General features: G+C 34.9%; 17 protein-coding genes. 13 read left to right on the top strand and 4 right to left on the bottom strand.

What is annotated here, in order from left to right; genetic code table 11:
• Positions 1-27: 27 nt before the first annotated feature.
• The 8 genes from UH7x_RS07290 to UH7x_RS07255 all read left to right on the top strand — a co-directional run bounded on the left by UH7x_RS07290 (position 28) and on the right by UH7x_RS07255 (position 9,262).
• Entirely contained in the window at positions 28-1,293 is a 1,266-nt protein-coding gene (locus UH7x_RS07290) for an amidohydrolase/deacetylase family metallohydrolase (RefSeq protein ID WP_482363064.1), read from the top strand.
• Positions 1,294-1,303: 10 nt separating this feature from the next.
• Positions 1,304-2,554 (top strand): amidohydrolase/deacetylase family metallohydrolase, encoded by a 1,251-nt coding sequence (locus UH7x_RS07285; protein ID WP_482363063.1) that lies wholly within the window; start codon positions 1,304-1,306, stop codon positions 2,552-2,554.
• 1 nt (position 2,555) lies between these two features.
• Entirely contained in the window at positions 2,556-4,337 is a 1,782-nt protein-coding gene (locus tag UH7x_RS07280; RefSeq protein WP_482363062.1) for a PQQ-dependent sugar dehydrogenase, read from the top strand.
• Positions 4,338-4,348: 11 nt separating this feature from the next.
• Positions 4,349-5,155: a carbohydrate-binding family 9-like protein gene (locus tag UH7x_RS07275; RefSeq protein ID WP_482363061.1), complete on the top strand. Its 807-nt coding sequence runs from the start codon at positions 4,349-4,351 to the stop codon at positions 5,153-5,155.
• Between the two features lie 38 nt (positions 5,156-5,193).
• Positions 5,194-6,360, top strand: a complete 1,167-nt coding sequence (locus tag UH7x_RS07270) for a lactonase family protein (protein ID WP_482363060.1) — start codon at positions 5,194-5,196, stop codon at positions 6,358-6,360.
• Between the two features lie 103 nt (positions 6,361-6,463).
• Positions 6,464-6,934: a RidA family protein gene (locus tag UH7x_RS07265; RefSeq protein WP_482363059.1), complete on the top strand. Its 471-nt coding sequence runs from the start codon at positions 6,464-6,466 to the stop codon at positions 6,932-6,934.
• A 34-nt stretch (positions 6,935-6,968) separates the two neighbouring features.
• The gene (locus UH7x_RS07260; RefSeq protein ID WP_482363058.1) at positions 6,969-7,901 is read left to right on the top strand and encodes an RraA family protein; all 933 of its coding nucleotides are present in this window, start codon (positions 6,969-6,971) and stop codon (positions 7,899-7,901) included.
• Positions 7,902-8,158: 257 nt separating this feature from the next.
• Complete coding sequence (locus UH7x_RS07255) at positions 8,159-9,262, top strand: acyltransferase family protein (protein ID WP_482363057.1); 1,104 nt, start codon at positions 8,159-8,161, stop codon at positions 9,260-9,262.
• A 98-nt stretch (positions 9,263-9,360) separates the two neighbouring features.
• Here UH7x_RS07255 and UH7x_RS07250 read toward each other — a convergent pair whose 3' ends face one another.
• From UH7x_RS07250 to UH7x_RS07235, 4 genes are all read right to left on the bottom strand, one after another.
• Entirely contained in the window at positions 9,361-10,119 is a 759-nt protein-coding gene (locus UH7x_RS07250) for a glucosamine-6-phosphate deaminase (RefSeq protein WP_482363056.1), read from the bottom strand.
• 18 nt (positions 10,120-10,137) lie between these two features.
• The gene (locus tag UH7x_RS07245) at positions 10,138-11,379 is read right to left on the bottom strand and encodes an Nramp family divalent metal transporter (protein ID WP_482363055.1); all 1,242 of its coding nucleotides are present in this window, start codon (positions 11,377-11,379) and stop codon (positions 10,138-10,140) included.
• Between the two features lie 3 nt (positions 11,380-11,382).
• Positions 11,383-12,597, bottom strand: a complete 1,215-nt coding sequence (gene nagA, locus UH7x_RS07240) for an N-acetylglucosamine-6-phosphate deacetylase (RefSeq protein ID WP_482363054.1) — start codon at positions 12,595-12,597, stop codon at positions 11,383-11,385.
• Positions 12,598-12,687: 90 nt separating this feature from the next.
• Positions 12,688-13,785, bottom strand: coding sequence for a substrate-binding domain-containing protein (locus UH7x_RS07235; RefSeq protein ID WP_482363053.1), 1,098 nt, complete (start codon positions 13,783-13,785; stop codon positions 12,688-12,690).
• Between the two features lie 198 nt (positions 13,786-13,983).
• On the opposite strand from UH7x_RS07235, the gene UH7x_RS07230 reads away from it, so the two are divergent.
• The 5 genes from UH7x_RS07230 to UH7x_RS07210 all read left to right on the top strand — a co-directional run bounded on the left by UH7x_RS07230 (position 13,984) and on the right by UH7x_RS07210 (position 23,264).
• Positions 13,984-15,351: a Gfo/Idh/MocA family protein gene (locus tag UH7x_RS07230; RefSeq protein WP_482363052.1), complete on the top strand. Its 1,368-nt coding sequence runs from the start codon at positions 13,984-13,986 to the stop codon at positions 15,349-15,351.
• A gap of 105 nt (positions 15,352-15,456) precedes the next feature.
• Positions 15,457-18,534, top strand: a complete 3,078-nt coding sequence (locus tag UH7x_RS07225) for a SusC/RagA family TonB-linked outer membrane protein (protein WP_482363051.1) — start codon at positions 15,457-15,459, stop codon at positions 18,532-18,534.
• Between the two features lie 20 nt (positions 18,535-18,554).
• Positions 18,555-20,324: a RagB/SusD family nutrient uptake outer membrane protein gene (locus UH7x_RS07220; RefSeq protein ID WP_482363050.1), complete on the top strand. Its 1,770-nt coding sequence runs from the start codon at positions 18,555-18,557 to the stop codon at positions 20,322-20,324.
• Positions 20,325-20,460: 136 nt separating this feature from the next.
• Positions 20,461-21,576: an acyltransferase family protein gene (locus tag UH7x_RS07215; protein WP_482363049.1), complete on the top strand. Its 1,116-nt coding sequence runs from the start codon at positions 20,461-20,463 to the stop codon at positions 21,574-21,576.
• A 110-nt stretch (positions 21,577-21,686) separates the two neighbouring features.
• Entirely contained in the window at positions 21,687-23,264 is a 1,578-nt protein-coding gene (locus UH7x_RS07210) for an FG-GAP repeat domain-containing protein (RefSeq protein WP_482363048.1), read from the top strand.
• The last annotated feature ends 12 nt before the right edge of the window (positions 23,265-23,276 follow it).

Here is a 23,276-nt window from a genome sequence, read left to right as displayed (position 1 = left end):
TTTTTTAATTCGTATTAAATCAAAACCATGATAAATAGATTAGGAAAGCGGCAGACGATAATAATATTCTTGTTTTTATTATCAATGTCTGCATTAAGCTTGCATGCTCAAGAATATGATATTTTGCTGAAAGGAGGACACCTTATAGACGCAAAAAATAATATAGATGGCCCCATGGATATTTCTATTGCGGATGGAAAAATTGCGGAAGTTTCTCGTAATATTTCTACTAAAAAAGCCAAACGAATTATCGATGTATCCGGACTATATATAACTCCAGGTTTAATAGATATGCATGCCCATGTTTTTATGGGTAATGAACCTGATGCGTACATCGCTGATGGGGGTGTAAGTGTAATGCCAGATGGCTTTACATTTAGGTCTGGGGTTACTACTGTCGTTGATGCTGGTTCTTCAGGATGGAGAAATTTCCCTCTATTTAAGAAGCAGACGATAGACAAAGCTAAAACCAGAGTGTTAGCTTTATTAAATATCGTTGGCACAGGAATGCGAAGTCGATTTCAAGAGCAAGATGTTTCAGATATGAATCCTGAAATGACAGCTTATAGTATTCAGAAATTATATCCAGAGATTCTTGTTGGCATAAAAGCTGCTCACTATTGGGGAGGCTTTACTCAAGTAGATAAGGCTGTAGAAGCGGGTAAGAAAGCTAATGTTCCTGTAATGGTAGATTTTGGAGAACACGACCCTCCAAATTCAATTGAGTCATTGTTTATGGAGCATTTGAGACCAGGTGATATTTTCACTCATACATATTCTAATGGCGCTAAAGAAAGAGAGACTATTGTAGATGCTAACGGCAAGTTGAAACCCTTAGTTTTAAAAGCGCAACAACGGGGAATTATTTTTGATTTAGGTCATGGTGGGGGTGCCTTTACATGGGCGCAAGCTGTTCCTGCTACTAAACAAGGTTTTGTAATTGATGTTGCTAGTACAGATTTGCATACGCAAAGTATGAATTCAGGAATGAAGGATCTTAGTAATGTTTTGTCAAAATTATTAACCTTGGGTTATACGCTTCCCGATGCAATTTCGCGCGCGACATGGACGCCTGCAAAAGTTATTAATCGAGAAGATCTTGGACATTTAAGTGTGGGGGCAGAAGCTGATGTAGCGGTGTTTAACTTACGTGAAGGAGATTTTGGTTTTATTGATGTGCGTAGGATTAAAATTAAGGGAAATAAAAAGTTGGAAGCAGAACTTACTTTACGAGCTGGTAAAGTAGTCTGGGACTTAAATGGATTAGCCTCCAGAGAATTTCAAAAAAAATAACACAATTCAAATGACAATTATTTCTAAGAAAATTGCCAAGAATATGTGCATTTTGCTGTGCTGTTTATCAGCAATTTATATGAATGCTCAAGAAATTGAAATACTTATCAAAAACGGGCATGTATTTGACTCAAAAAATGGTGTCGATGCCGTCATGGATGTATCAATAGCCGATGGTAAAATATTAGATGTTGCACCAAATATTTCTGAAAAATTAGCTAAAAAGGTAATTGATGCTAGTGGCTTGTATGTGGTTCCGGGACTTATAGATCCACATACTCATGTATTTGTAGGGTCTAAACCAAACAAGTTTGCAGATGGGAATAATAGTCTGTCCCCTGATGATTTTAGTTTTAAGTCGGGAGTAACTACTGTTGTTGATGCGGGTACCTCAGGATGGAGAAATTTTCCCTTGTTTAAATCTCAAGTTATAGAAGAATCAAAAACGCGAGTACTTTCTTTTTTAAATATTTCGGGCTATGGTCTTTCAGGTGATGACTTACAAAATGATTTAAATGAAATGAATATTGATAGCACTACTGTAATGATTCAAAGATATCCAGAAATAATTGCTGGTGTAAAAATTGGGCATTACGATGGTGAAGATTGGGCTCCTTTTGATAGAGCTATAGAAGTTGCTGAAAAAACTAATCGACCAGTTTTTGTTGAATGTCATTTACCTGGGTATAGTTTAGAAGATCAGCTTAATCGTATGAGGCCTGGTGATATTATTACGCACTCATATGAAAACATTTCAGAACGTACACCAGTAGTTGATAGTACAGGAGCTGTTTTAAAATATGTACTAGCTGCAAAAGAAAAAGGTATTCTATTTGATGTTGGTCATGGCGGAGCGGGATTTTGGTTTGACCAAAGTATACCGGCAATGAAACAAGGCCTTTGGCCAAATTCTTTTGGAACAGACTTGCATAAATTTAGTATGAATGCAGGAATGAAGAACATGTTGAATGTTATGTCGAAGTTCCTAAACATTGGTATGCCTTTAAACGAGGTTTTAACACGGGGAAGTTGGGCGCCTGCACAAGCAATTAAAAGAGAAGACTTGGGGAATTTGAGTGTCGGGGCAGTTGCTGATGTTGCAGTGTTGAGAGTTCGAAAAGGTGATTTTGGATTTATAGATGCAAGAAATAACTTTATTAAAGGAGATAAAAAATTAGAGGCAGAATTAACCATTAGAAATGGAAAAGTTGTTTGGGATTTAAATGGTTTAGCCGCAAAACTTATTGATATAAAATATTAAAATGAAATATGTAAATAGTAATAAAAATGCAATAATTAGAAATGTATTCATTTTTTGTTTGTTATGTGTTTTAACACAATGTTCTAATCCTAAGGAATTTATTCTACCAATGGCTGATAAGGACAATGGTGGCTTATTTCTTCCTGGTGGCTTTGAAGCATTAGTGGTTATTGATAGTGTTGGGTCAACAAGACATATAACCGTTAGTGAGAATGGTGATATTTATGCGCAACTTCAAAGATCAAGAGATGGAAAAGGAACCGTTGCCATGCGAGACCTTAATAACGATGGTAAGGTTGATAGTGTAGTACATTTTGGTAATTATGTAGATAAAGGTATAGGTGCTACGGGTCTTACTTTACATAATGGATACCTGTTTACGAGCACTAAGAAACATATTTTTCGAACTAAAATGACTTCGGGAGATTTGGTGCCGACTAGTGAAACAGAAATAGTATTAACCGATATGGATCCTAATGTTGGTAGAAACTGGCACACAACAAAACCTGTGGCTTTTGATAATGATGGATATATGTATGTTCCTTTTGGTGCTCCATCAGATGCTTGTCAAGACATGGAAAAATATGGACCAGTAGGAATTCCTAATGGCAAAGGCTTAGAACCTTGTCCTGAACTTGTAAATCACGCAGGAATATGGCGATTTGAAGCTGATAAAATTGGACTAACACAAGCAGATGGAACTAAGTTTGCAACTGGTATTAGAAGTGTTGTTGGTGTGGATTGGAATCCAATGGACGAAAACTTGTATGCCGTAGGTAATGGCATCGATAATTTTCACACAATTTTCCCAAAATTATATACAGACTGGGAGGCAGCGATGCTTCCATCAGAAACGCTTATGAAAGTTACTGAAGGATCTGATTATGGCTGGCCTTATGGTTATTATGATCAGCTTCAAGGAAAAAATGTTCTTCAGCCTGGTTATGGTGGTGATGGGGATATCGTTGGTCGAGCAAGTGAATATGACAATCCAGCGTTAGGATTTCCAGGGCATTGGGCTCCTATGGATGTGATGTTTTATCATGGGGATCAATTTCCAAAACGATATAATAATGGTGTTTTTGTTGCTTTCCACGGATCTACAGACCGAGCGCCATATCCAATGGCAGGTTTTATTGTATGTTTTGTTCCCTTTGATGAAAACGGAGAGGCAATAGGTACTTGGGAAGTATTTGCCGATGGTTTTGCGGGTGTAGACGTTGTTGCAAACACAAGTGATGCAGTATTTAGGCCAATGGGTTTATCTACAGGACCTGATGGCTCAATTTATATTAGCGAGTCTAATATGGGTAGAATTTGGAGGGTGATGTATAAAGGGAATACAAATGAATTTGGTTCAGAAGATTTAGTAGCTATGGAGGGGCGAAAAGAATCACAAAGCTATATACGTGATCCTGATCCTGAAAAAGATATAATACAAGAAGGCGACACGTATAGCGGTAGAGTAATGTATAACACGTATTGTACAGCATGTCATCAGCGAGATGGTAAAGGCGATAATAACCGCTTCCCTCCGCTAGTAGAATCAGAATGGGTGACTGGCAATGAAGAAAAGCTAATTGATATAGTTTTAAATGGAATGCAAGGTGATATTAAGGTTAATGGAATAACTTATAACGGACTTATGCCTGCGCATAGTCATTTAGATGACCATGCAATTGCATCTGTCTTAACCTATGTTAGAAAGAGATTTGGCGATGAATCATCTCCAGTAAGTGCTTTAAAAGTGGCCGAAATCAGGAGCTTGTCTACAAACAAATAAAAGAAGTGTTGATGAAAATTGAAAACCAACATATTAGAAAAACCTATGATGCTGACAAGGTGGTAGGAATTCTATTTTTTCTGGTACATTTCTGTATTATAGGGCAAACTAAAGCACCATCTAACTTGAATTTTAAATATAATCAATTGGAAATTGCAACTTTAGAAAATACCCTATTGGTAAAAAGAAGCAGTGATTTTGCAATAAGTGGAAAGGGTGATAATCGGGCTTGGAATAAAACGGATTGGAACCTTTTAACGAAATTGGATTCTGGAGGAGCAAATTATGCGAGTAAATTTAAAATTTTAGCATCGGAGAAAGGATTATATGTGCTTTTTCATGGAGAAGACCATAAGATAACGACAAAGGATTATGAAGACATGGATAAGATTTGGAATGGCGATGTTTTCGAGATATTTATTCAGACAGATACCTTAGAGACTAAATATTTTGAATATGAAGTTAATCAATTTGAGAAACAGCTTCTTTTGACTATCTCAAAAATGAAGAACGGAGTAAGTTGGAGACCCTTTAATGAATATGATAGGAATTCGTATGGAACCTTCAATAAAGTTGAAATTTTAGGTGGGCCACAAGAATTGGGTGCAAAAATTTCTACTTGGAGTTCGGAAATTTTTATTTCTTATAAATCACTAGGATTGTTATCTCATGTACCGCCTAAAAGTGGTGATATTTGGAATGTAAATTTTTATAGAAGTGATTATGACACTGGCAGTGAAGTGCGATGGTCTTGGTCCCCTGCAATAGAAAACTCCTTTCACGATCTAACTAAATTTCAACCTATACTTTTTGAATGAAATTGTACAATGAATTGTATTAAAACACACAATATCTAATGAACACACTTATTTTTAAAAAGCAACCTATAAAGGCTATTTTCGTTTTATTGTTAGGAATTTGTTCTGGCTGTAAATTAGGCGGACAGACTACCAGTACTGAATTTAACCTGTTGGTAGGCACCTACACAAAGCCGGGTAAAAGTGAAGGCATTTATGTATATCATTTTAAAAGTAAGACTGGTGAAGTTAGTTATCGTTCAAAGGTAACAGGGATTGAAAATCCTTCTTATTTAACGGTTTCAAAAGATCATAAGTATGTTTACTCGGTAAACGAAGTAGGTGCTGGTAATGGCAGTGTATCATCTTTTTCATTTGATTCTTCCACTGGTCAAATTGAGTTGCTTAATAAGGCGAGTTCAGGTGGTAATGGCCCATGTTATATTTCTGTAGATAATTCTAACAAGTATGTATTTGTGGGTAACTATAGTGGGGGTAATATTTCCGCAATTCCTATAAAAATAGATGGAAGTTTTGACGCTTCAATTCAATCAATTCGACATGAAGTTGAGAGTAAACAGGATCAGGAAAAAGATAAATCACATGTACATGCAGCAGTATTGTCTCCAGATAATAAATATTTATTCGTTCCAGATTTGGGGACGGATAAAGTGAATGTATATACTGTAAATATATCCTCTTCAAACCCACTCACGCCTGCTACTCCTTCGTTTATAAAGGTTAAAGAAGGCAGTGGTCCTCGTCATTTTACTTTTCACCCAAATGGCAAAACGGCTTATGTTATTCAAGAACTTACTGGTGATGTTACTGCTTTTATATATGGAAATGGGCTATTGAAAAAAATACAAGAAGTATCATTACTTGATGATAATCAAGATGAAAATGGAGCCGACGCTGCGGATATTCATATTTCACCAGATGGAAAATTTCTTTATGGATCCTTACGTGGTGATATAAATCAATTGGTTTGTTTTGCTATTGATGAAGAAGGAAAATTGAAGTATGTAAATCGATATGCTACCCTAGGCAAAGGTCCTAGAAATTTTGTAATTGACCCAACAGGTCAGTTTCTATTAGTTGGTAACGGAGGAAGTGATGAGATAATAATTTTTAAACGTAACAAAAAAACAGGTGAGTTGACACCAACAGAAGAAAAGATTGCTGTTGGAGCTCCGGTTTGTTTAAAATTTGTTGCAATAGAATAGTCCAAAATTGGTTAATTTTTTCCGTCTAAATTGAATTTTTGGAAATGGAAAAGTGAAATTTAGAATACGAATAACTAAATATAAATAATTTAAAATATTAAAAATGAAAGAAAAAACAACTAGAAGAGCATCATTTAAAAAAATTGGCACAGGCTTAGCAGGTATTTTTGGTATAGGAATGGTTAGTGCAATGGGAAAAGAGGATAAGGCTAAAAAAGAAGTTGTTGGCGAAATAATTACAGATCAAGAAATTCCAATGTTCTCATCTGCGGTAAAACACGGGAATACACTTTATGTTTCAGGACAAGGCGCCCAATTTGAAGGAGACATGAGAACACATACTGACTTTACACTAAAGGCACTTGAGAAAGTGCTTGTAGAAAATGGTTCTTCTATGGATAAAGTTTTAAAAGTTAATGTTTACTTGGCTGACATCGCTGACTTTAAAGTTATGAACGAAGTCTATCGAGGTCGTTTTGGAGAAAATCCTCCTGTACGCACTACAGTAGCAGTTTACGGAGGAGTGCCGGGCATATCCTTAATAGAAATTGATTGCATTGCCGCTTTAGATTAATTTTTTTACAATATTCATTAAACTGTTTTACACAATGAAATATAAGTTGAATTTAGTATTCACAAGTTTTTTCGCTTTTTTTATATGTACTACTATTAATAGCCAAACAATCTCAAAGGAAGAATTGATATTCTTAACCTCTGAATGGCAAGGTGAGCGTTTTGAAGATGGTCGCCCTAAAATACCGGATGATTTATTAGAGAGAGCGAAAAACATTGGTATTGATGATGCATGGACGGTATTGGAGAATGAAGGTTACACCAATCAATTTGAGGGTAATTGGAAAATGGTTAATGATGATACACCAGTTGTAGGACGTGCATTAACAGCGATGTTTATGCCTAGTCGCCCTGATGTAGAAAAGAATATTAAGGAAAGAGGAATTAGTAAACAAGGAAGAAAAGGGAATACTAATTCTTGGCCAATCGAAGTACTTACTAAAGGTGATGTTTATGTAGCTGATAGTTTCGGAAAGATTGATGCCGGTACACTTATGGGAGCAACATTGGCAACTTCGATTTTTGCTAAATCCGGAAACGGAGTTGTTTTTAACGGAAGTTCAAGAGATTTAGAGAGTATTAGCAAAATGGAAGGGTTTAATGCCTTTGTTCGAGATTTTCACCCTTCCTTTCTCGAAGAAGAAGTGCTTATGGGTCTTAATACTCCAATAAGAATTGGACAAGTAATGGTGTTACCAGGTGATTTAGTGCTTGCAAAGCGTGAAGGGGTGCTTTTCATACCTGCTCATTTAGCAGAAAAAGTGGTAGGCACGAGTGAATTTGTATCCTTAAAGGATAAGTTTGGATTTGAGATGGTTAAAACTAAGACGTATTCAACCGGAGAGATTGATAGTCAATGGACGACACCTATTAAGAAGAAATTTTTAAAATGGCTGGATGATAATCCTGAATTAATAAAAATGTCTGAAGAGACTTTAAATAAAATCATGAGTAAAAGAACATGGTAAAATTACAGCGAATTTACCGCTGATAATTGTATTTAACCTATTAATAAAAATTACTAGGTCTATTTTAGCTTCGTATTGGAGAGGAAAGAACCCAGAAAAATGATTTAGTTTGTTTGATTACGAAGGGCGTAAGCTGCAAATTGCGCTCTTCTTAATACACAACTAAAAGTATTAATGAATAAAAATTAAATAATTACTTTAAAAAGAAACAAGACAAATCTATATTGCTTAACCAAAACCAATTAAATATTTAAACCATGTCTGAAATACAAGAAAAATCTAACGGTCGGCTTTTGTCTCTCGATTTCTATAGAGGATTAACAATGTTTCTTCTAATTGCTGAGTTTTCGCATTTATTTACCTATTTGGTACAGCCGCAATTTGAAGGGACTTTTATTTATGCCCTTGGAAATCAATTTCACCATGTTGATTGGGAAGGACTTCATTTTTGGGATTTAATTCAACCATTTTTCATGTTTATTGTAGGAGTGGCAATGCCATTATCTTTTTCTAAAAGAATGGCAAAGGGTGATTCTTTTAAGGAATTAACAAAACATGCTGTAAAAAGGGCATTTTTAATGCTTTTCCTTGGATGGGCCTTGTATTGCATTGATCCGGGAGTAATTGTTTTCAGATTCCAAAATGTATTGGCTCAGCTAGGGGTTGCATATATTTTGGCTTTTTTAGTTATTCGTAAACCCGTAGTTATGCAAATTGGCTTTTCAATACTATTACTTTTAATAACAGAAGGCTTATATCGGTTTTTTCCAGTTGAAGGTTTTACGAATGCATTTGTGAACGGCGAAAATTTTCCAGCATGGTTTAATATTCTTGTGTCTGGAGAAGAAGACGGAAGTGGCTGGGCAATGTTCAATGCTATTCCAACAGCAGCACATACTATTTGGGGCGTGGTTGCAGGACAATTGTTGATAGGCGATTATTCAGCTAAGAAAAAATTAATGTATTTAATGGGTGCTGGAGCTATAGGCCTAATAATTGGTTTTGGTTTAAGTCCTTTTACACCAATAATTAAGAAAATAGCAACAACAACTTTTGTTTTTGCAAGTGGCGGTTGGTCTTTAATTGCACTTGCTTTATGTTATTGGTTAATAGATATTAAAAAATATCAAAAAGGTGTATTATTTTTTGCCGTGGTAGGCATGAATCCTTTATTTATTTATCTTTTTGCTCATATTGGTGGAGCAGAGCTTATAAAGAAAATTTTTCTTCCGTTTTCAAATGCTTTGTTTGGATGGACAGGTGAATTTGGCGCTCATATAATTCTCAGTTGCATTGTACTTTTTATGTTATGGTACATTTGTTACTGGATGTACAAAAAGAAGATATTCATTAGAATTTAGAATAGACGTTTTAACTTGGAAAATGATTTTCAATTAAATAAGGGGGTGGGTTTTAACATGTAAAACTCACCCCCTTATTATTAACAAACAATAGGATGTTAAATCAATGAAGCAGAACCTTTATCTAAGAATAGTTTTGTGTCTTTGTGTTTTCTTAATATTGTAGCTGGACAAGCGGTACTAATTTCACTATTAAGCGTATTGTAAATTGCTTTTGCCTTTCGCTCATCAGGAACAACACAGCTAATAGTTTTACAACTTAAAATTGCTGTAATAGTTAAAGATAAGGCTTGTTTTGGAACATCTTCTAATGTAGGAAACCACCCTTCGCCCAGTTGTTGCTTTCTACAAGCTTCATCTAAATCTACTACCTTAACTAATTTCGGATCGTTAAAATCTGCAACTGGTGGGTCGTTAAAAGCTATATGGCCATTTTCACCAATGCCAATACAAGCAACGTCTATGGGATGCTTTCTTAATTCATTAGAATAAAATTCCAATTCTTTTTCAATATCTTCTGCATCACCATTTAAGAAGAATATTTTTTTCGGCTTTACTTCGTCAAGAATCCTTTCTTTAAGATATTTTCTAAAACTTGCAGGGTGTTTATCTGAAATATTTTTATACTCATCCAGATGAAAAACAGTAATTTTTTGCCAGTCGATTTCTTTCTTTTTTAGTTCTTCTAGAAAAGGAAATTGAGATGAGCCGGTTGCTAAAATTAAATTAGCATAGCCTTTGTCTTCGATTGCTATTTGTAATTTTTTTTCTACGAAATCGGCAGCTGCTTTGCCCATTTCTTTAGGTTTTTCATAGATGAAAACATTTAAGTTTTCAATTGTTAAATTATCTTTCATTTTAGTGTGGTTTATTATTTATAAAAATTCAACTATTGCGAACCAAGATGTAATCAATGAAAAAAGTATTACTGCGATTATACTTATGTTCATTTTTATATTGGCTTTATATTGATGCATCAGTGTTTTTTTATTTATTAATATAAAGATTGGTATTGCTACAGCAGGAAGAATACAAGCTTGAAAAGCTTGTGAGAAAATCATAAGCGCTGGGGGTCTTTCTGCTAAGAAAACGGAACCAAATGTAAATAGTAGGGCTCCAAATATTAATAATCTAGATTGTGTTGAATGAATATTTCTAGGCGTTCCGCGATAATCTGCAATTAACCATGGGGCAATTAAAACGATAGGAAATATTGTAGAAATTCCTGCTCCAGCAATACCAATAATTAATGTAAAAGCGGCTAACTTACCTCCAATAGGTTCGAAAAGGGCAATCATATCAATGGTGTTGTCAAGTCTTAATCCCGCGATATGAAGTGTGCCAGCTGCAACAGCCATAATAGCTCCACTCAATAATAACATCATTGAAGCAGATACAGCAGAATCTTTTTTTTCTTCCTTTAGGTTTTGAATGCCCCATCCTTTTTCTGCTACTACAGTACTTCGCATAATAAAAACAGCGGCTGAACATGTAGTTCCAGTTATGGCTGCTACTAGGCCTAGAGCACCTGGTGTATTTGGAATTCCAGGAATCATACCTTCTAAGATGGAGGATAAACTAGGTTGAACTAAAATGAAAACCACTATAAATGATAAGCCCATTAGTACTACTAGTGCGGTCAATATTTTTTCGAATACTTGATAGCGTCCAAACCAAAGAAGAAATGATAGGATTACTACGAAAAAGAGAATAATCCAAAAAGTATCTACCATAAGGCCATCAAAAGCAAGTCGTATTCCTTCTTGTACCAGTTCGGCTACAATACCCATAACACCCATCAGCGCTAACAATTCTCCAATGATAAGGGCTATTATAATGTATAAGGATAGAAGCCATCCCATTTTAAATTCTGATTTAAAATTAAAGAGTGCTGTCTTCCCAGAAACTAAAGTAACTTTTCCGTAAGCGACCATTAGCACATAAGTAAATATGCAGGAAAGAACAAGAGCCCAGAATAAACTCATTCCATGTTCGGCACCTGTCTTGGCCATAGTGGTTACACTACCGGTACCAATATTGTATCCGATTAAAAACAATCCAGGACCTACAGCACTTAAGGCTATAAGAATTTTTTTAAGTAATTTATTCTCCTTCATTAATTATTCTTTTGAATAGACTAATTGCCCATTCACATAGGTTTTTACAATAGTTACCTCGTTATTTTCCATTGTAAAAAGAATAACATCTGCACGTTTTCCTTGTTCTATTTCACCAATGTTATTTAATCCGAATAATTTAGCTGGATTAGTACTTGCCATTTGAATGGCATCTTTTAAAGTACATTGTGTAAAGTCCATAAACACACCTAGACACTTACTTATAGGAGAAGCTGCACCTGCAAGAACATTTTCTTTTGGAAGTTTAACTACATTAGGTGTTAATAATAAAGTTCGCTCTCCACGAACATATTCTCCAGGAGGCATTCCGGCAAGATCAAGTGCGTCTGAAACTAAAATGGTTTTATTTACTCCTTTAGATTTATAGAAGGTTCGAACTTCTTCTTTTGTTAAATGATAACCATCTGCGATTAAACTAATGTTAATTTTATCTTCAGATAACTGAGGCCAAATGGGATTGTGATGTCTATTAATTTCATTTGCACAACCATTACCTAAGTGTGTTGCCATACTGGCTCCTGCATCTACGGCTAGTTGTACGTCTTCAACAGAACCGTTATGATGACCAAGTGAAACCACAATGTTATTTTCAACACATTTGCGAATAAAAGGTATTGCTCCATCTAATTCTGGTGCCAACGTAATTAAAATAATACCATTATTGGCTGCTTTTTGCAGTTCTTGAAATTCTTTCCAATCGGGATTTTTAATATATTTTTCTAAGTGAGCACCTCTAAATCCGGCAATTGGAGAAATATAGGGACCTTCTAAATGAAAACCCGGAATTGATTTGGCAATTTCCGGATCTTTACGAGCCTCAGCCATAATTGCGAAATTCTTTTTTAGACGATTTATGTCACTCGTAATTAACGTTGGAAAGTAAGAAGTAACACCGGCTTTCCATAAAGCTTTTGTTGCTTTTTTTACATCTGACACAGTTAAATCTGGGCCAGAAAAATCCACACCCATATATCCATTTATTTGAACGTCTATTAGACCGGGAGCAAGAAATAAAGTTGGTTTAGTAACATCCTTTGAAGACCTTGTTATTTTTGAAATCTTACCATTGGTAGTTTCAATCCCTACAAGTTGTTGATTAGAATATAAAACGCCCTCAATTATATTAGAATTTTCTGGCAAAGTAAAACTGGTTGTTAAGATTAGAAATAATACAGCTAAAATTGAAGTGTTTCTCATAAATATTCTCAAAATTGAATTATAGAAGGGTTTTTTGGGTTTTGGAGTAAAAACCAAACATAACGATTTTCTAGTTTTAAATGAATACTGTTAGTTTTTGGATAAAATAGCACCAACAGAGGGCTCTTTAAAATCCATATAATAATCTACGGTTTCTTTTATTATAATATCAAGAGGCACAAGTTGAAGTTTGGTTGGTATTTTTTTATAAATAAAATAATGGAATAACGCTTTAACCGCCATAGAACCTTGGAAAAAAGGCCTTTGGGAAATTAAATAGTCAATAGTTCCATTCTTCATTTCTTGAATGTTATCTTCCAATAAATCAAATCCTATCATTTTTACAGGAAGCTCATGTAGTACATGATATTTTGCAATTAATGAAGCTTTTGAATTCGTAATAAAAACACCTTTTGTGTCAGGATTTTTTAGATAGTATTTAGTTAGTTCAATATTAATATTCCTTTCATCTATAGTGGGTATTGTAATTGACTTAATATTTCTTTGGCTTACATTTTCAGTGGAATCGAAATATTCACGAAATCCTTTTTCAATGATATTTAGATTACTGTTTTCAACCGACTTAATAAGATTTACGATTAAAATATCATCATTTGAGTTTAATATTGAACTCATTAATTTAGCAGCGACATATCCGCCACCTTTTAAATCTGGACCTATATATGACAAGTTTTTTTGATCAGGTATAATTGAATCAATAAATATGTATGGTATTTGTCTTTCCTCAAGCTTTTTTACGAACAATAGACTTTCTTCACGAAAAAGCGGGGCTAAGATCACACCATCTGGGTTTGCATCTAACACATCTAAAGTCTTTGCAATAAAACTTGACTCTTCATTTAAATCGTAATCAAACGCAGTGTAGGTTATGCCAAAATCTTTGTATTCAATAGCTGTTTGTTCAACTCCCTGTTTGGGAAGCTCCCAGAAACTGTTTTTAGAGGCTGGTTTAGGCAGCAGACTACAAATATGACGCTGTTTCCCTAAAGCTAAGGTGCTCGCTAAAAAATTTGGATTAAAATTTAAAATTTTAATCGCTTCTAAAATCTTCTTCTTCTTATCGGGCGAAACATTTCCTCTATTATGAATAACACGATCAACTGTGCCAATGGAAACATTTACAAATTTTGCAATGTCTTGTATTGTAGTTCTTCTTGATTTATCCACTGGTTTTTAGTTTTATAGGATATTAACTTTCCTTGTGTGCCTACACAAATATATGAAAAAATAGCATATAATTCATTGTTTGTAGGGGTAAAATGTAAGAATAAATAAATTTTTATAAATATTTGTTTGCGCACACAATTTTTGTATTATTGTTAACTCAAAGTTAACTCTTCATCAAAATTCAAAGGATTTAGAACTATGGATAATCAGAAAAATGGACGTAGAAGATTTCTAAAAAGCACTACAATGGCTGCTGCAGCCGCCCCCTTTTCGTTGTCCACTCGTAGCTTAGATGGTGATTTAAAAAAGACCAATAAGGGTAAAAAGAAATATGCTTTGGTTGGAACAGGTACTCGAGGTAGTAGTTCTTGGGCAAAACCAATAGTTAAAAGTTATGGGCAACATGCAGAACTCGTTGCCTTGTGTGATGTGAACCTAGGTCGCATGGATTATGCTAAAAAGCTTATTGGAACAAAGGCGCCAATGTATCATTCTTCAGAATTTGAAAAAATGATTAGGGAAACACAGCCAGATACCGTTATTGTCACAACTACCGACTGCTTTCATGAAAAGTATATTGTAAAAGCAATGGAATTAGGCTGTGATGTTATTTCGGAGAAACCTTTGGTAACTGAAGCCCATCAAGGTAGAAAACTAATTGCGGCTGAGAATCGAACGGGTAAAAAGATTACAACCACATTTAATGCCAGATTTAGTAATGAGTCTGAAGAGATTAAAAGGATTTTGAATTCAGGTGAACTCGGAAAAGTACTTTCTGCCGAGTATCACGAATATTTAAATGTTGATCATGGCGCATCGTATTACAGAAGGTGGCATGGTAAAAAAAGATTTTCTGGAAGCTTACTTGTACATAAAGCTTCACATCACTTTGATCAGATGAATTGGTGGCTCGATTCTGAACCTGTAACAGTAAAGGCTAATGGGAAAGTTGGTTTTTACGGTACGAATAATTCATTCAGAGGAAAAAATTGCCGGACATGTTCTTTTAAAAAGGAATGTGATTTCTATTGGGATATTGAAACTTATGGTAGTAAAGAGCTTTATCTCTCAGGAGAAGCTGAAGATGGATATTTAAGAGATGGTTGTGTTTGGGATGCTGAAATTGACTCATATGATTCTATGACTGTTGAGGTGGCATATGCAAATGATGTTCTATTAAGTTATTCTCTAAATTCTTTTATGCCATATGAAGGTCAGAACATTGCTTTTAATTGTGAAAAAGGCCGTTTGGAAGTTCGAGTATATGATGCTCAACCGTGGGATGTAGAAAATGTGTTTGAGTTTAGAATAACCAAAAATTTTAAAGGCACTAAGGCATATGGTTTAGGTCGAGATACTGGAACTCATGGTGGTTCTGATGATAAATTAAGAGATAAGATTTTCTTGCCAAATCAACCCGATGAATTAGAACAAATGGCGGACTCTAGAGCAGGCCTAATGTCTAGTTTAATTGGTATTGCTGCGGTAAAATCCATAGAAACGAAAGAACAAATAAACATTCACGATTTAGTTGATTTTCCAACAGAATGGAAATGGAAACAATAATTGAGATTGTATTTACTAAAAATTGATGTATACGTATGAAATGACAAAAGAATAATTTTTACAGATGACTACCGAAATTGAAATGAGAAACAAACTAAACTAATTATGAAAAAGAACTTACTATTATTTATAGTCCTAACTTTAATGCAGACCCCGTTTTTTGCACAGGACGCAAATATTACAGTAACGGGTACGATTATAGACCAAGAAGATGGAATGCCAGTAATTGGTGCTAATGTTGTAGAAAAAGGTACAACCAATGGTATACTTACTAATTTTGATGGGGAGTTTACCATTGATATTCCGTCAAACGCTACGCTTGTTGTTAGTTATATAGGATATGGTACGAAAGAAATTCCAGTTGCCGGCCAGACTAACATCGAAATTTTGTTAAAAACAGAGGTGTCTGAACTTGATGAAGTAGTTGTAGTTGGTTATGGTACCATGAAAAAAAGTGACCTTACTGGTTCAGTGGCAAATGTAAGTTCCGACACTTACAAAGATCAACATATGACCCAAATTACAGATATGTTGCAGGGTACGGTTGCTGGTTTAAATATGAGTCAATCTTCAAGCGCTTCAGGAGAAAGTTCTATAGAGGTTAGGGGAGCAAATTCATTAAATGCATCAACCCAACCAATGATTGTTATCGATGGTTCTATTTATAATGGAAGTATTAGAGACATAAATCCTTCAGATGTTAAATCAATTGATATTTTAAAAGATGCAAGTTCTGCTGCTGTTTATGGTTCTAGAGCATCATCCGGTGTGATTCTAATTACAACAAAAGGAGGGACTAAAGGGAAAACAACTGTCAATTTTACATCACAGATAGGTATTGTTAGTGCAACTAATAGATTTGATTCTAACGATTCAGAAGAATATATTTCGTTTCGGCAAGATGTGAAAAGAGCACTAGACACTAGTTCGCCTTCTTTTTATTATGACAATCCAAACCAATTGCCATCTGGTGTAACTCTCGACCAATGGAGAAATGCAAGTAACAATCCAAATGCAGATAATACAAGAGAATGGTTAACCAGGCTAACATTTTTTCCTGTTGAAATGGAAAATTATATAAATGGAAATTCCATTGATTGGTATGATAAAACGATACGGAGTGGCGCAGTTCAGCAGAAATATGATTTGAGCATAAATGGAGGAACTGATGAGGTAACCTATTTCTGGTCTATGGGTTATCAAGAAAATGAAGGTATACTTTTGGGTGACGATTTTTCTGCTATTACTACTAGATTGAATTTAAATTTCAAACCTACTAAATGGATGGATATTGGGATGAATACTCAATTTACAAACCGCGATGAAGGTGCAGTTTCTGTAGACCAGAACTCTGGTCCTAATGTGAGCTTATCTAATATGCTTCGCATGAGCCCTTATGGTTCTGAGTATAATCCAGATGGTACTATAAAAAGATATCCGAATGATTTTACAGTAGAGAATCCATTGCTTAACTATTATGGGCAGGACCGTACAAATAAAATTAATTCTTTGTTTAGTACCTTATATACTAATATTCAATTGCCATTCGGTATTAAATATAAATTATCATTTCAACCCAGATTTGAATCATATGGAGATTATAATTTTTGGTCGTCTGAAACAATACCAGGAGGTCAAAGCGGGTTTGGAACTAGAGAAGAATATTCTTCTTACAACTGGATATTCGATAATATACTTACTTGGAAAAAAGAATTCGGTAAGCATTCTTTCGATTTAACATTATTACAGAGTGCAGAACAAAACAAGTCTTCATATTCGTACTTGCAAAATGAGCAATTTACGCCAAATGAAAACCTTGGATATCATGGTTTGCAATATGGTGTAAATCCTGCAGTAAGCACAGATGATAGAGAATCTACTGCTGATGCTTCGATGGCACGATTAAATTATGTTTTTAACGACAAATATTTGTTGACAGCATCTGTTCGAAGAGATGGTTATTCTGCATTTGGACAAGAAAATCCGAGAGCTGTTTTCCCAGCTGTAGCATTAGCATGGAAAGTTTCAGATGAAAACTTTTTTAACGTTGATGCCATAAATCAATTGAAATTAAGAGCTTCTTGGGGTATAAACGGTAACCGTGATATTGATATTTATGGTTCATTGGCTCAGACATCATCTGATATCTATTATGATGGAACCAACACACAAGTAGGAGTATTCAACAGTACTTTAGCTAATAGTGCCTTGCGTTGGGAAAAAACAGAATCACTGAATTTTGGTCTTGACTTATCTATGTTTAACAATCGCATAAATTTTGCTGCAGACGTATATTCTATGTCAACAATAGATCTACTAATGGAACGAAAATTACCTGAAATCACTGGGTATGAATCCATTTTGGCTAATCTTGGTGAGTTGCAAAATACTGGTGTAGAAATAACATTAAATACAGTTAATGTTAGCAATGAGAATTTAACATGGAAAACAAATTTAACTTTTGCGCTTAACCGTAACAAAATCAAAAAGCTATTTAGCAACTTTGATGAAGACGGCGTTGAATTACCAGATTATACAAACCAATGGTTTCCTGGTCACGCTATCGATGCTGTTTGGGATTACAATACCTTGGGCATTTGGCAAGTTGATGAAGCGGCCGCTGCTGCTGCTGTAGGATTAGAACCAGGAGATTGGAAAGCTGAAGATGTAGATGGTGACGGAGTATATGAAGAATTGCAGGATAAACAGTTTCTTGGATACACTGAGCCCCGTTTTAGAATGGGTATGAGAAACCAGTTTAATTTCTTAAAGAACTTCACTGCATCAATTTTCCTAAGAGGTGAATTCGGACAAATAGATCAGTTCTCCTATGCATTGCGTCAAGGAGGAAGCGATACTTATGATAGAAGAAATGAAGTAAACATTCCATATTGGACACCTGAGAATCCAATTAATGATTATCCTCGACTAATTGCAAATAATACAGTGTATGGAGGAGGGCTTCAAATTTATAAGAAAAGTTCTTTTCTTAGAATTCAAGATGTAACCTTGTCTTACAATATTCCATCAGATTTTATGGAACGATATGGTATTTCGAATGCTAGATTATTCTTTTCGGGTCACAATTTATATTACTTCTCAAAATGGCCTGGATGGGACCCTGAATCTTTAAACAACCCTATGACAAAGACATATTCATTAGGATTGAGCGTAACATTATAATAACCTTAAATAACCATAAGATGAAAAAAATACAAAAACAACTTGCAATATTAGGTTTGGTTATGTTCGTCATGATTACTTCATGTTCGAAAGACTGGTTAGACCCACAACCAAAATCTTTTTTTAGTCCCGAAAACGTTTATGTTGATAAGGATGGGTTTGAATCAATGCTTTTTACATTGAGAAAAGCTCTAAAAAGTGAAAATACTGGATATTTAAATTCTATAGCCGCTGAGTACTCAGCCTCTGATTTAGCCTCACCGTGGTCACAGCTAGATTTTCATAAGCTTACGCCAAATCAATCGCAATATTATCCTTTCTTAGATTTTTTCACGGAGACATTTGGTCATATTAAAAATGCAAATGTAGCTATATCTAGAATTGACGATATTGAATGGGATAGTCAAGATGACCGGAATAGAATTTTAGCTGAAGCACTATGGCACAAGGCGTATTGGTATTACCGCATGGTAAATACATATGGTGATGTGCCTTATGTGAATGAGGAAATTATTGGCGAAAAATTAGATTTTGCTTCTCATAGCAGATGGACCATTTTGACAAAATCACAAGAAGATTTAGAATTTGCTGCACAATGGCTACCAGAAACTGCTGGCCCTGGCGATATTTCAAAAGGTGCTGCGAATTATTTATTGACCAAAGTTTATCTGGCGAATAGTGAATTTGATAAAGCTTTAGCTAGCATTAATAAGGTAATTGAAGGACCTTATTCTTTAATGGAATCTAGATTTGGTGTTGATTTAGCTGATACAAAACGAAACTTAATTTGGGATCTTCACCGCCCTAAAAACTTCAACAGCGCTGAAAATAGAGAAACAATACTTGCCATTGTAGATAGATATGAGGCTCCTTCTGACGCTAGGTCCGATGGGTTATATACAATGCGTAATTATAATGCACAATGGTTTCAGCCAGCGGTATTAGATAGCCAGGGAGCGCCTGGTATGACCACTGATGGTACTGGTCAGGTTATGTATGATTCTTTAGGAAGAGGAAATTGTAACGTACGTCTTACGCATCATTATCAATATAAGTTATGGGAATATGGAGGACAAACATGGGATAATACACAAGATTTAAGACGTGCAGATATTAACTGGACGGATAAAGATGAATTATTGTATAACAACCCCGCATCAGTAGATTTCGGTACACCAGTAAATGAAGCTTATTTTGCTCAAGAATTAGATACTTTTAAATATATATATGCAATGCCATATTATATTATGCATGTACCACAAGACGACCCTACAGCAAGACCTATGGGCGGAAATGGTGATTGGTATTTGTTTAGATTGGCCGGAGCTTATTTGTTAAGAGCTGAAGCTTATTTCTGGAAAGGTCAATTGGCAGAGGCATCAGCTGATATTAATAAAGTAAGGCAAAGAGCTAATGCATTGCCAATATCTGCAGGTGATGTAACGCTAGATTTTATTTTCGACGAAAGAGCAAGAGAACTTTTCGCGGAAGCTCCAAGGCATTCAGAATTAATTAGAGTATCATATATTCTAGCTCAGCAAAATTTGGACGGTTACAGCTTAAGTACATTCGGTGATAAAAATTATTATTATGACAGAGTAATGCGCTTAAATAAAACTTATGAAAAACAAGTCACATTATTGGGTAATACAGCTGGTATGGAACCTTATCATGCGCTTTGGCCTATTCCTTCTAAAATAATTACTGCGAATACTTTAGGTGTTATAAACCAGAATTATGGTTATGATGGTTATGCTGGTAATGTTCCGCCGTTAGAAGTGATAGAATAATACTATAAAATAAAATCATCCCTAAATGAATATAATCATGGGATTATTAAAATTGTTGAGTTGATTGAGTTAGTTTTAAAGGGATGCTATATTTTTAGCGTCCCTTTATTTTTTTAGTAACCAAAAAAGTATAAATATGGAAACCAAACCAAATTCAGAAACTAAAGAACGGCTGCTTTCATTAGATACTTTACGAGGCTTTGATATGTTGTGGATAATAGGTGGAGGTTCGTTAGTGGGTGCTCTCGCTAAAGCCACCGGTTGGGGTTGGGTAGAGGTGTTGGCTGAACAAATGCACCATGTTCCATGGGAAGGGTTTCATTTTGAAGATTTAATCTTTCCTTTATTCATGTTTATGTCTGGGGTAGCAATACCATTCGCACTAGTTAGTAAATTGGAAAAGGGAGTTGAAAAATCTGCCCTATTCAAGAAGGTTTTTAAAAGAATGGTTTTGTTGGTTCTTTTTGGATTAATTTACAATGGTGCTTTAAAAAATGGATTTACAGACTTACGTTATTTAAGCGTATTGTCTCAAATAGGAATTGGTTACTTCTTTGCCTCAATGCTAGTTTTGTATACTAAAAATATTAAAGTTAGAATTCTTTGGTTAATCGGAATTATGATAGGGATAACCATATTACAGCTTTTCACTCCAGTCCCAGGATTTGGAGCTGGTGTAATTACTCCCGAAGGTTCTGTCAATGCTTGGATAGATCAACAATTCTTACCTGGTAGGCTGATTTATGATACGTATGATCCAGAAGGAATACTGTCCATTGTTTCTGCAACTGTAATTACATTATTTGGGTTTTTTGCGGGTACTATTCTTCGTGACAAAGTAAATTCACAACAAAAAAAGACTGGTATTTTAGTCGGTATCGGAATTCCGCTAATTGTACTAGCACTTTTGTTATCACCTGTTTATCCAATCGTAAAAAATATTTGGACTGTTACATTTAATATGCTCACAGCAGGAATTAGCTTTTTACTAATGGCATTGTTCTATTATGTAATTGATGTGCTTAAATGGCGTAACTGGACTTTCTTTTTTAGGGTAATTGGTATGAACTCTATCACCATATACATGGGGGTAAAAATTATTGATTTCTGGCATGCATCTCGATTTTTTCTTGGCTTTGCCGCAAAACCAGCTGGTGAATATGGTAATGTTATTATTGTTATGGGCGTCATAGTGCTAGAATGGTTTTTTCTTTACTATTTATACAAAAAGAAGATTTTTTTAAGAGTTTAATTACTTGTAAAGTAACCGTTTGCTTTTAGTATTTCATGTTATACTATTTTGTTGTAATTAATAACATGTGATGCATTATTTTTGTTGCTATACGCCGTAAGTAAGTAGTTATGCAGAAGCTTGTTTTGTTTTCTATCATTTTATGTTTACTATTTTCTTATGGTTGTAAAAATGAGCAAAAAAGTACGGAACAAAAAGAGATACCTCAATCGAATCTTAGCGGACAAGAATTAGCTGAAATTCATTGTGCTAGCTGCCACCTTTATGTAGCGCCAGAAGTATTACCAAAAGCTAGTTGGAAGTTTGATGTTTTACCTGCCATGGCCAATCGATTGGGAATTTTTAATGGGAAGCATCAGCCCGATAGTATTTTCGGATCTCCAAGAAATGCTCAAGTAGTAAAAGAGGCTAATATATTTCCTGAAACACCGCTTCTGGCAAAAGCAGATTGGCAAAAAATAACGGAGTATTACATTACTAATTCACCTGAAACTGTTTATGTTCCTAAGCGTAAAATAGACAAAAAAAAAGGCTTAAAGCATTTTACTTATAAAGAACCTGAATTTGCCGACAAACCATCAATAACTACGATGGTGAAAATTTTACCAAACAAAAGAAGACTCGTTTTTAGTGATGGAAAGCGCAACAACAACCGTTTAACATTTTTAGATTCCGATTTAAAGAAGGCACATAGTTTACGTTTAAAAGATACTCCAATTCATTATTACGAAAAAGAAGACACTGTTTTATTAACGACTATTGGACGTAATATCTTTCCAAATGATTTGTCTGATGGTGCTTTGCAACAATTAACTTTAAACGATACGAAACAACCTTCTAAACTGCATGCACCAATAATTTCGAATATGCAGCGACCTGTAAATATGGCTTACGGGGATTTAAACGCAGATGGTTTTGAAGATGTTCTTGCTTGCGAATATGGCGACCTTACTGGTAAACTAGTTTGGTACGAAAACATAAAAAACGGATCTTATAAGGCGCACCCACTCAAAAATGCCCCTGGTGCCATTAAAACTATTATTAAAGATAATAATGCTGATGGATTCAATGATATTTTTGTTTTAATGGCTCAAGGTAACGAAGGAGTGTTTTATTTTGAAAACGATGGAAAGGGCGGGTTTAATGAAAAACAATTACTCTCTTTTTCACCGCTAAATGGAAGCCAAAGTTTTGATTTAGTTGATTTTAATAATGACGGCCAAGATGATATTTTATACGTCTGTGGTGATAATGCCGATAAGACGCCTTTTTTAAAAGAATACCATGGTGTTTATATTTTTTTAAATGATGGAAATTTAAATTTTACAGAGACTTTTTTCTTCCATCAAAATGGAGCTTATAAAGCGATACCAAATGATTATGATCTTGATGGCGATTTGGATATTGCTACCATTTCATATTTCCCCGATTACTTAAATTCCCCAGAAGAAAGTTTTGTGTATCTTGAAAACAAAGGCGAATTAAATTTTGAGGCCTCTTCTTTTGCGGAGTCATCGAATGGTAGATGGATTGTAATGGATACAGGCGATATTGATGGCGATGGCGATATTGATATAGCTTTGGGGTCTAATGTTCAATTCCTTGCCAAAGGAGATACCACCGGGCTTAGTAAAAAGTGGCTAACTGAAAGCCCTTCTGTAATTATACTAGAAAATACAATTAAGTAATTGGATTTTCAA

Source organism: Aurantibacter sp. UH7 (assembly GCF_056839165.1).
The sequence above is the reverse complement of the archived record's forward strand: the minus strand, read 5'-3'. Positions and strand labels throughout refer to the sequence as shown.

Coding starts and splice junctions, on each gene's coding strand:
- UH7x_RS07290 (WP_482363064.1), top strand. CDS start 28: ATGATAAATAGATTAGGAAAGCGGCAGACGATAATAATATTCTTGTTT.
- UH7x_RS07285 (WP_482363063.1), top strand. CDS start 1,304: ATGACAATTATTTCTAAGAAAATTGCCAAGAATATGTGCATTTTGCTG.
- UH7x_RS07280 (WP_482363062.1), top strand. CDS start 2,556: ATGAAATATGTAAATAGTAATAAAAATGCAATAATTAGAAATGTATTC.
- UH7x_RS07275 (WP_482363061.1), top strand. CDS start 4,349: ATGAAAATTGAAAACCAACATATTAGAAAAACCTATGATGCTGACAAG.
- UH7x_RS07270 (WP_482363060.1), top strand. CDS start 5,194: ATGAACACACTTATTTTTAAAAAGCAACCTATAAAGGCTATTTTCGTT.
- UH7x_RS07265 (WP_482363059.1), top strand. CDS start 6,464: ATGAAAGAAAAAACAACTAGAAGAGCATCATTTAAAAAAATTGGCACA.
- UH7x_RS07260 (WP_482363058.1), top strand. CDS start 6,969: ATGAAATATAAGTTGAATTTAGTATTCACAAGTTTTTTCGCTTTTTTT.
- UH7x_RS07255 (WP_482363057.1), top strand. CDS start 8,159: ATGTCTGAAATACAAGAAAAATCTAACGGTCGGCTTTTGTCTCTCGAT.
- UH7x_RS07250 (WP_482363056.1), bottom strand. CDS start 10,119: ATGAAAGATAATTTAACAATTGAAAACTTAAATGTTTTCATCTATGAA.
- UH7x_RS07245 (WP_482363055.1), bottom strand. CDS start 11,379: ATGAAGGAGAATAAATTACTTAAAAAAATTCTTATAGCCTTAAGTGCT.
- nagA (WP_482363054.1), bottom strand. CDS start 12,597: ATGAGAAACACTTCAATTTTAGCTGTATTATTTCTAATCTTAACAACC.
- UH7x_RS07230 (WP_482363052.1), top strand. CDS start 13,984: ATGGATAATCAGAAAAATGGACGTAGAAGATTTCTAAAAAGCACTACA.
- UH7x_RS07225 (WP_482363051.1), top strand. CDS start 15,457: ATGAAAAAGAACTTACTATTATTTATAGTCCTAACTTTAATGCAGACC.
- UH7x_RS07220 (WP_482363050.1), top strand. CDS start 18,555: ATGAAAAAAATACAAAAACAACTTGCAATATTAGGTTTGGTTATGTTC.
- UH7x_RS07215 (WP_482363049.1), top strand. CDS start 20,461: ATGGAAACCAAACCAAATTCAGAAACTAAAGAACGGCTGCTTTCATTA.
- UH7x_RS07210 (WP_482363048.1), top strand. CDS start 21,687: ATGCAGAAGCTTGTTTTGTTTTCTATCATTTTATGTTTACTATTTTCT.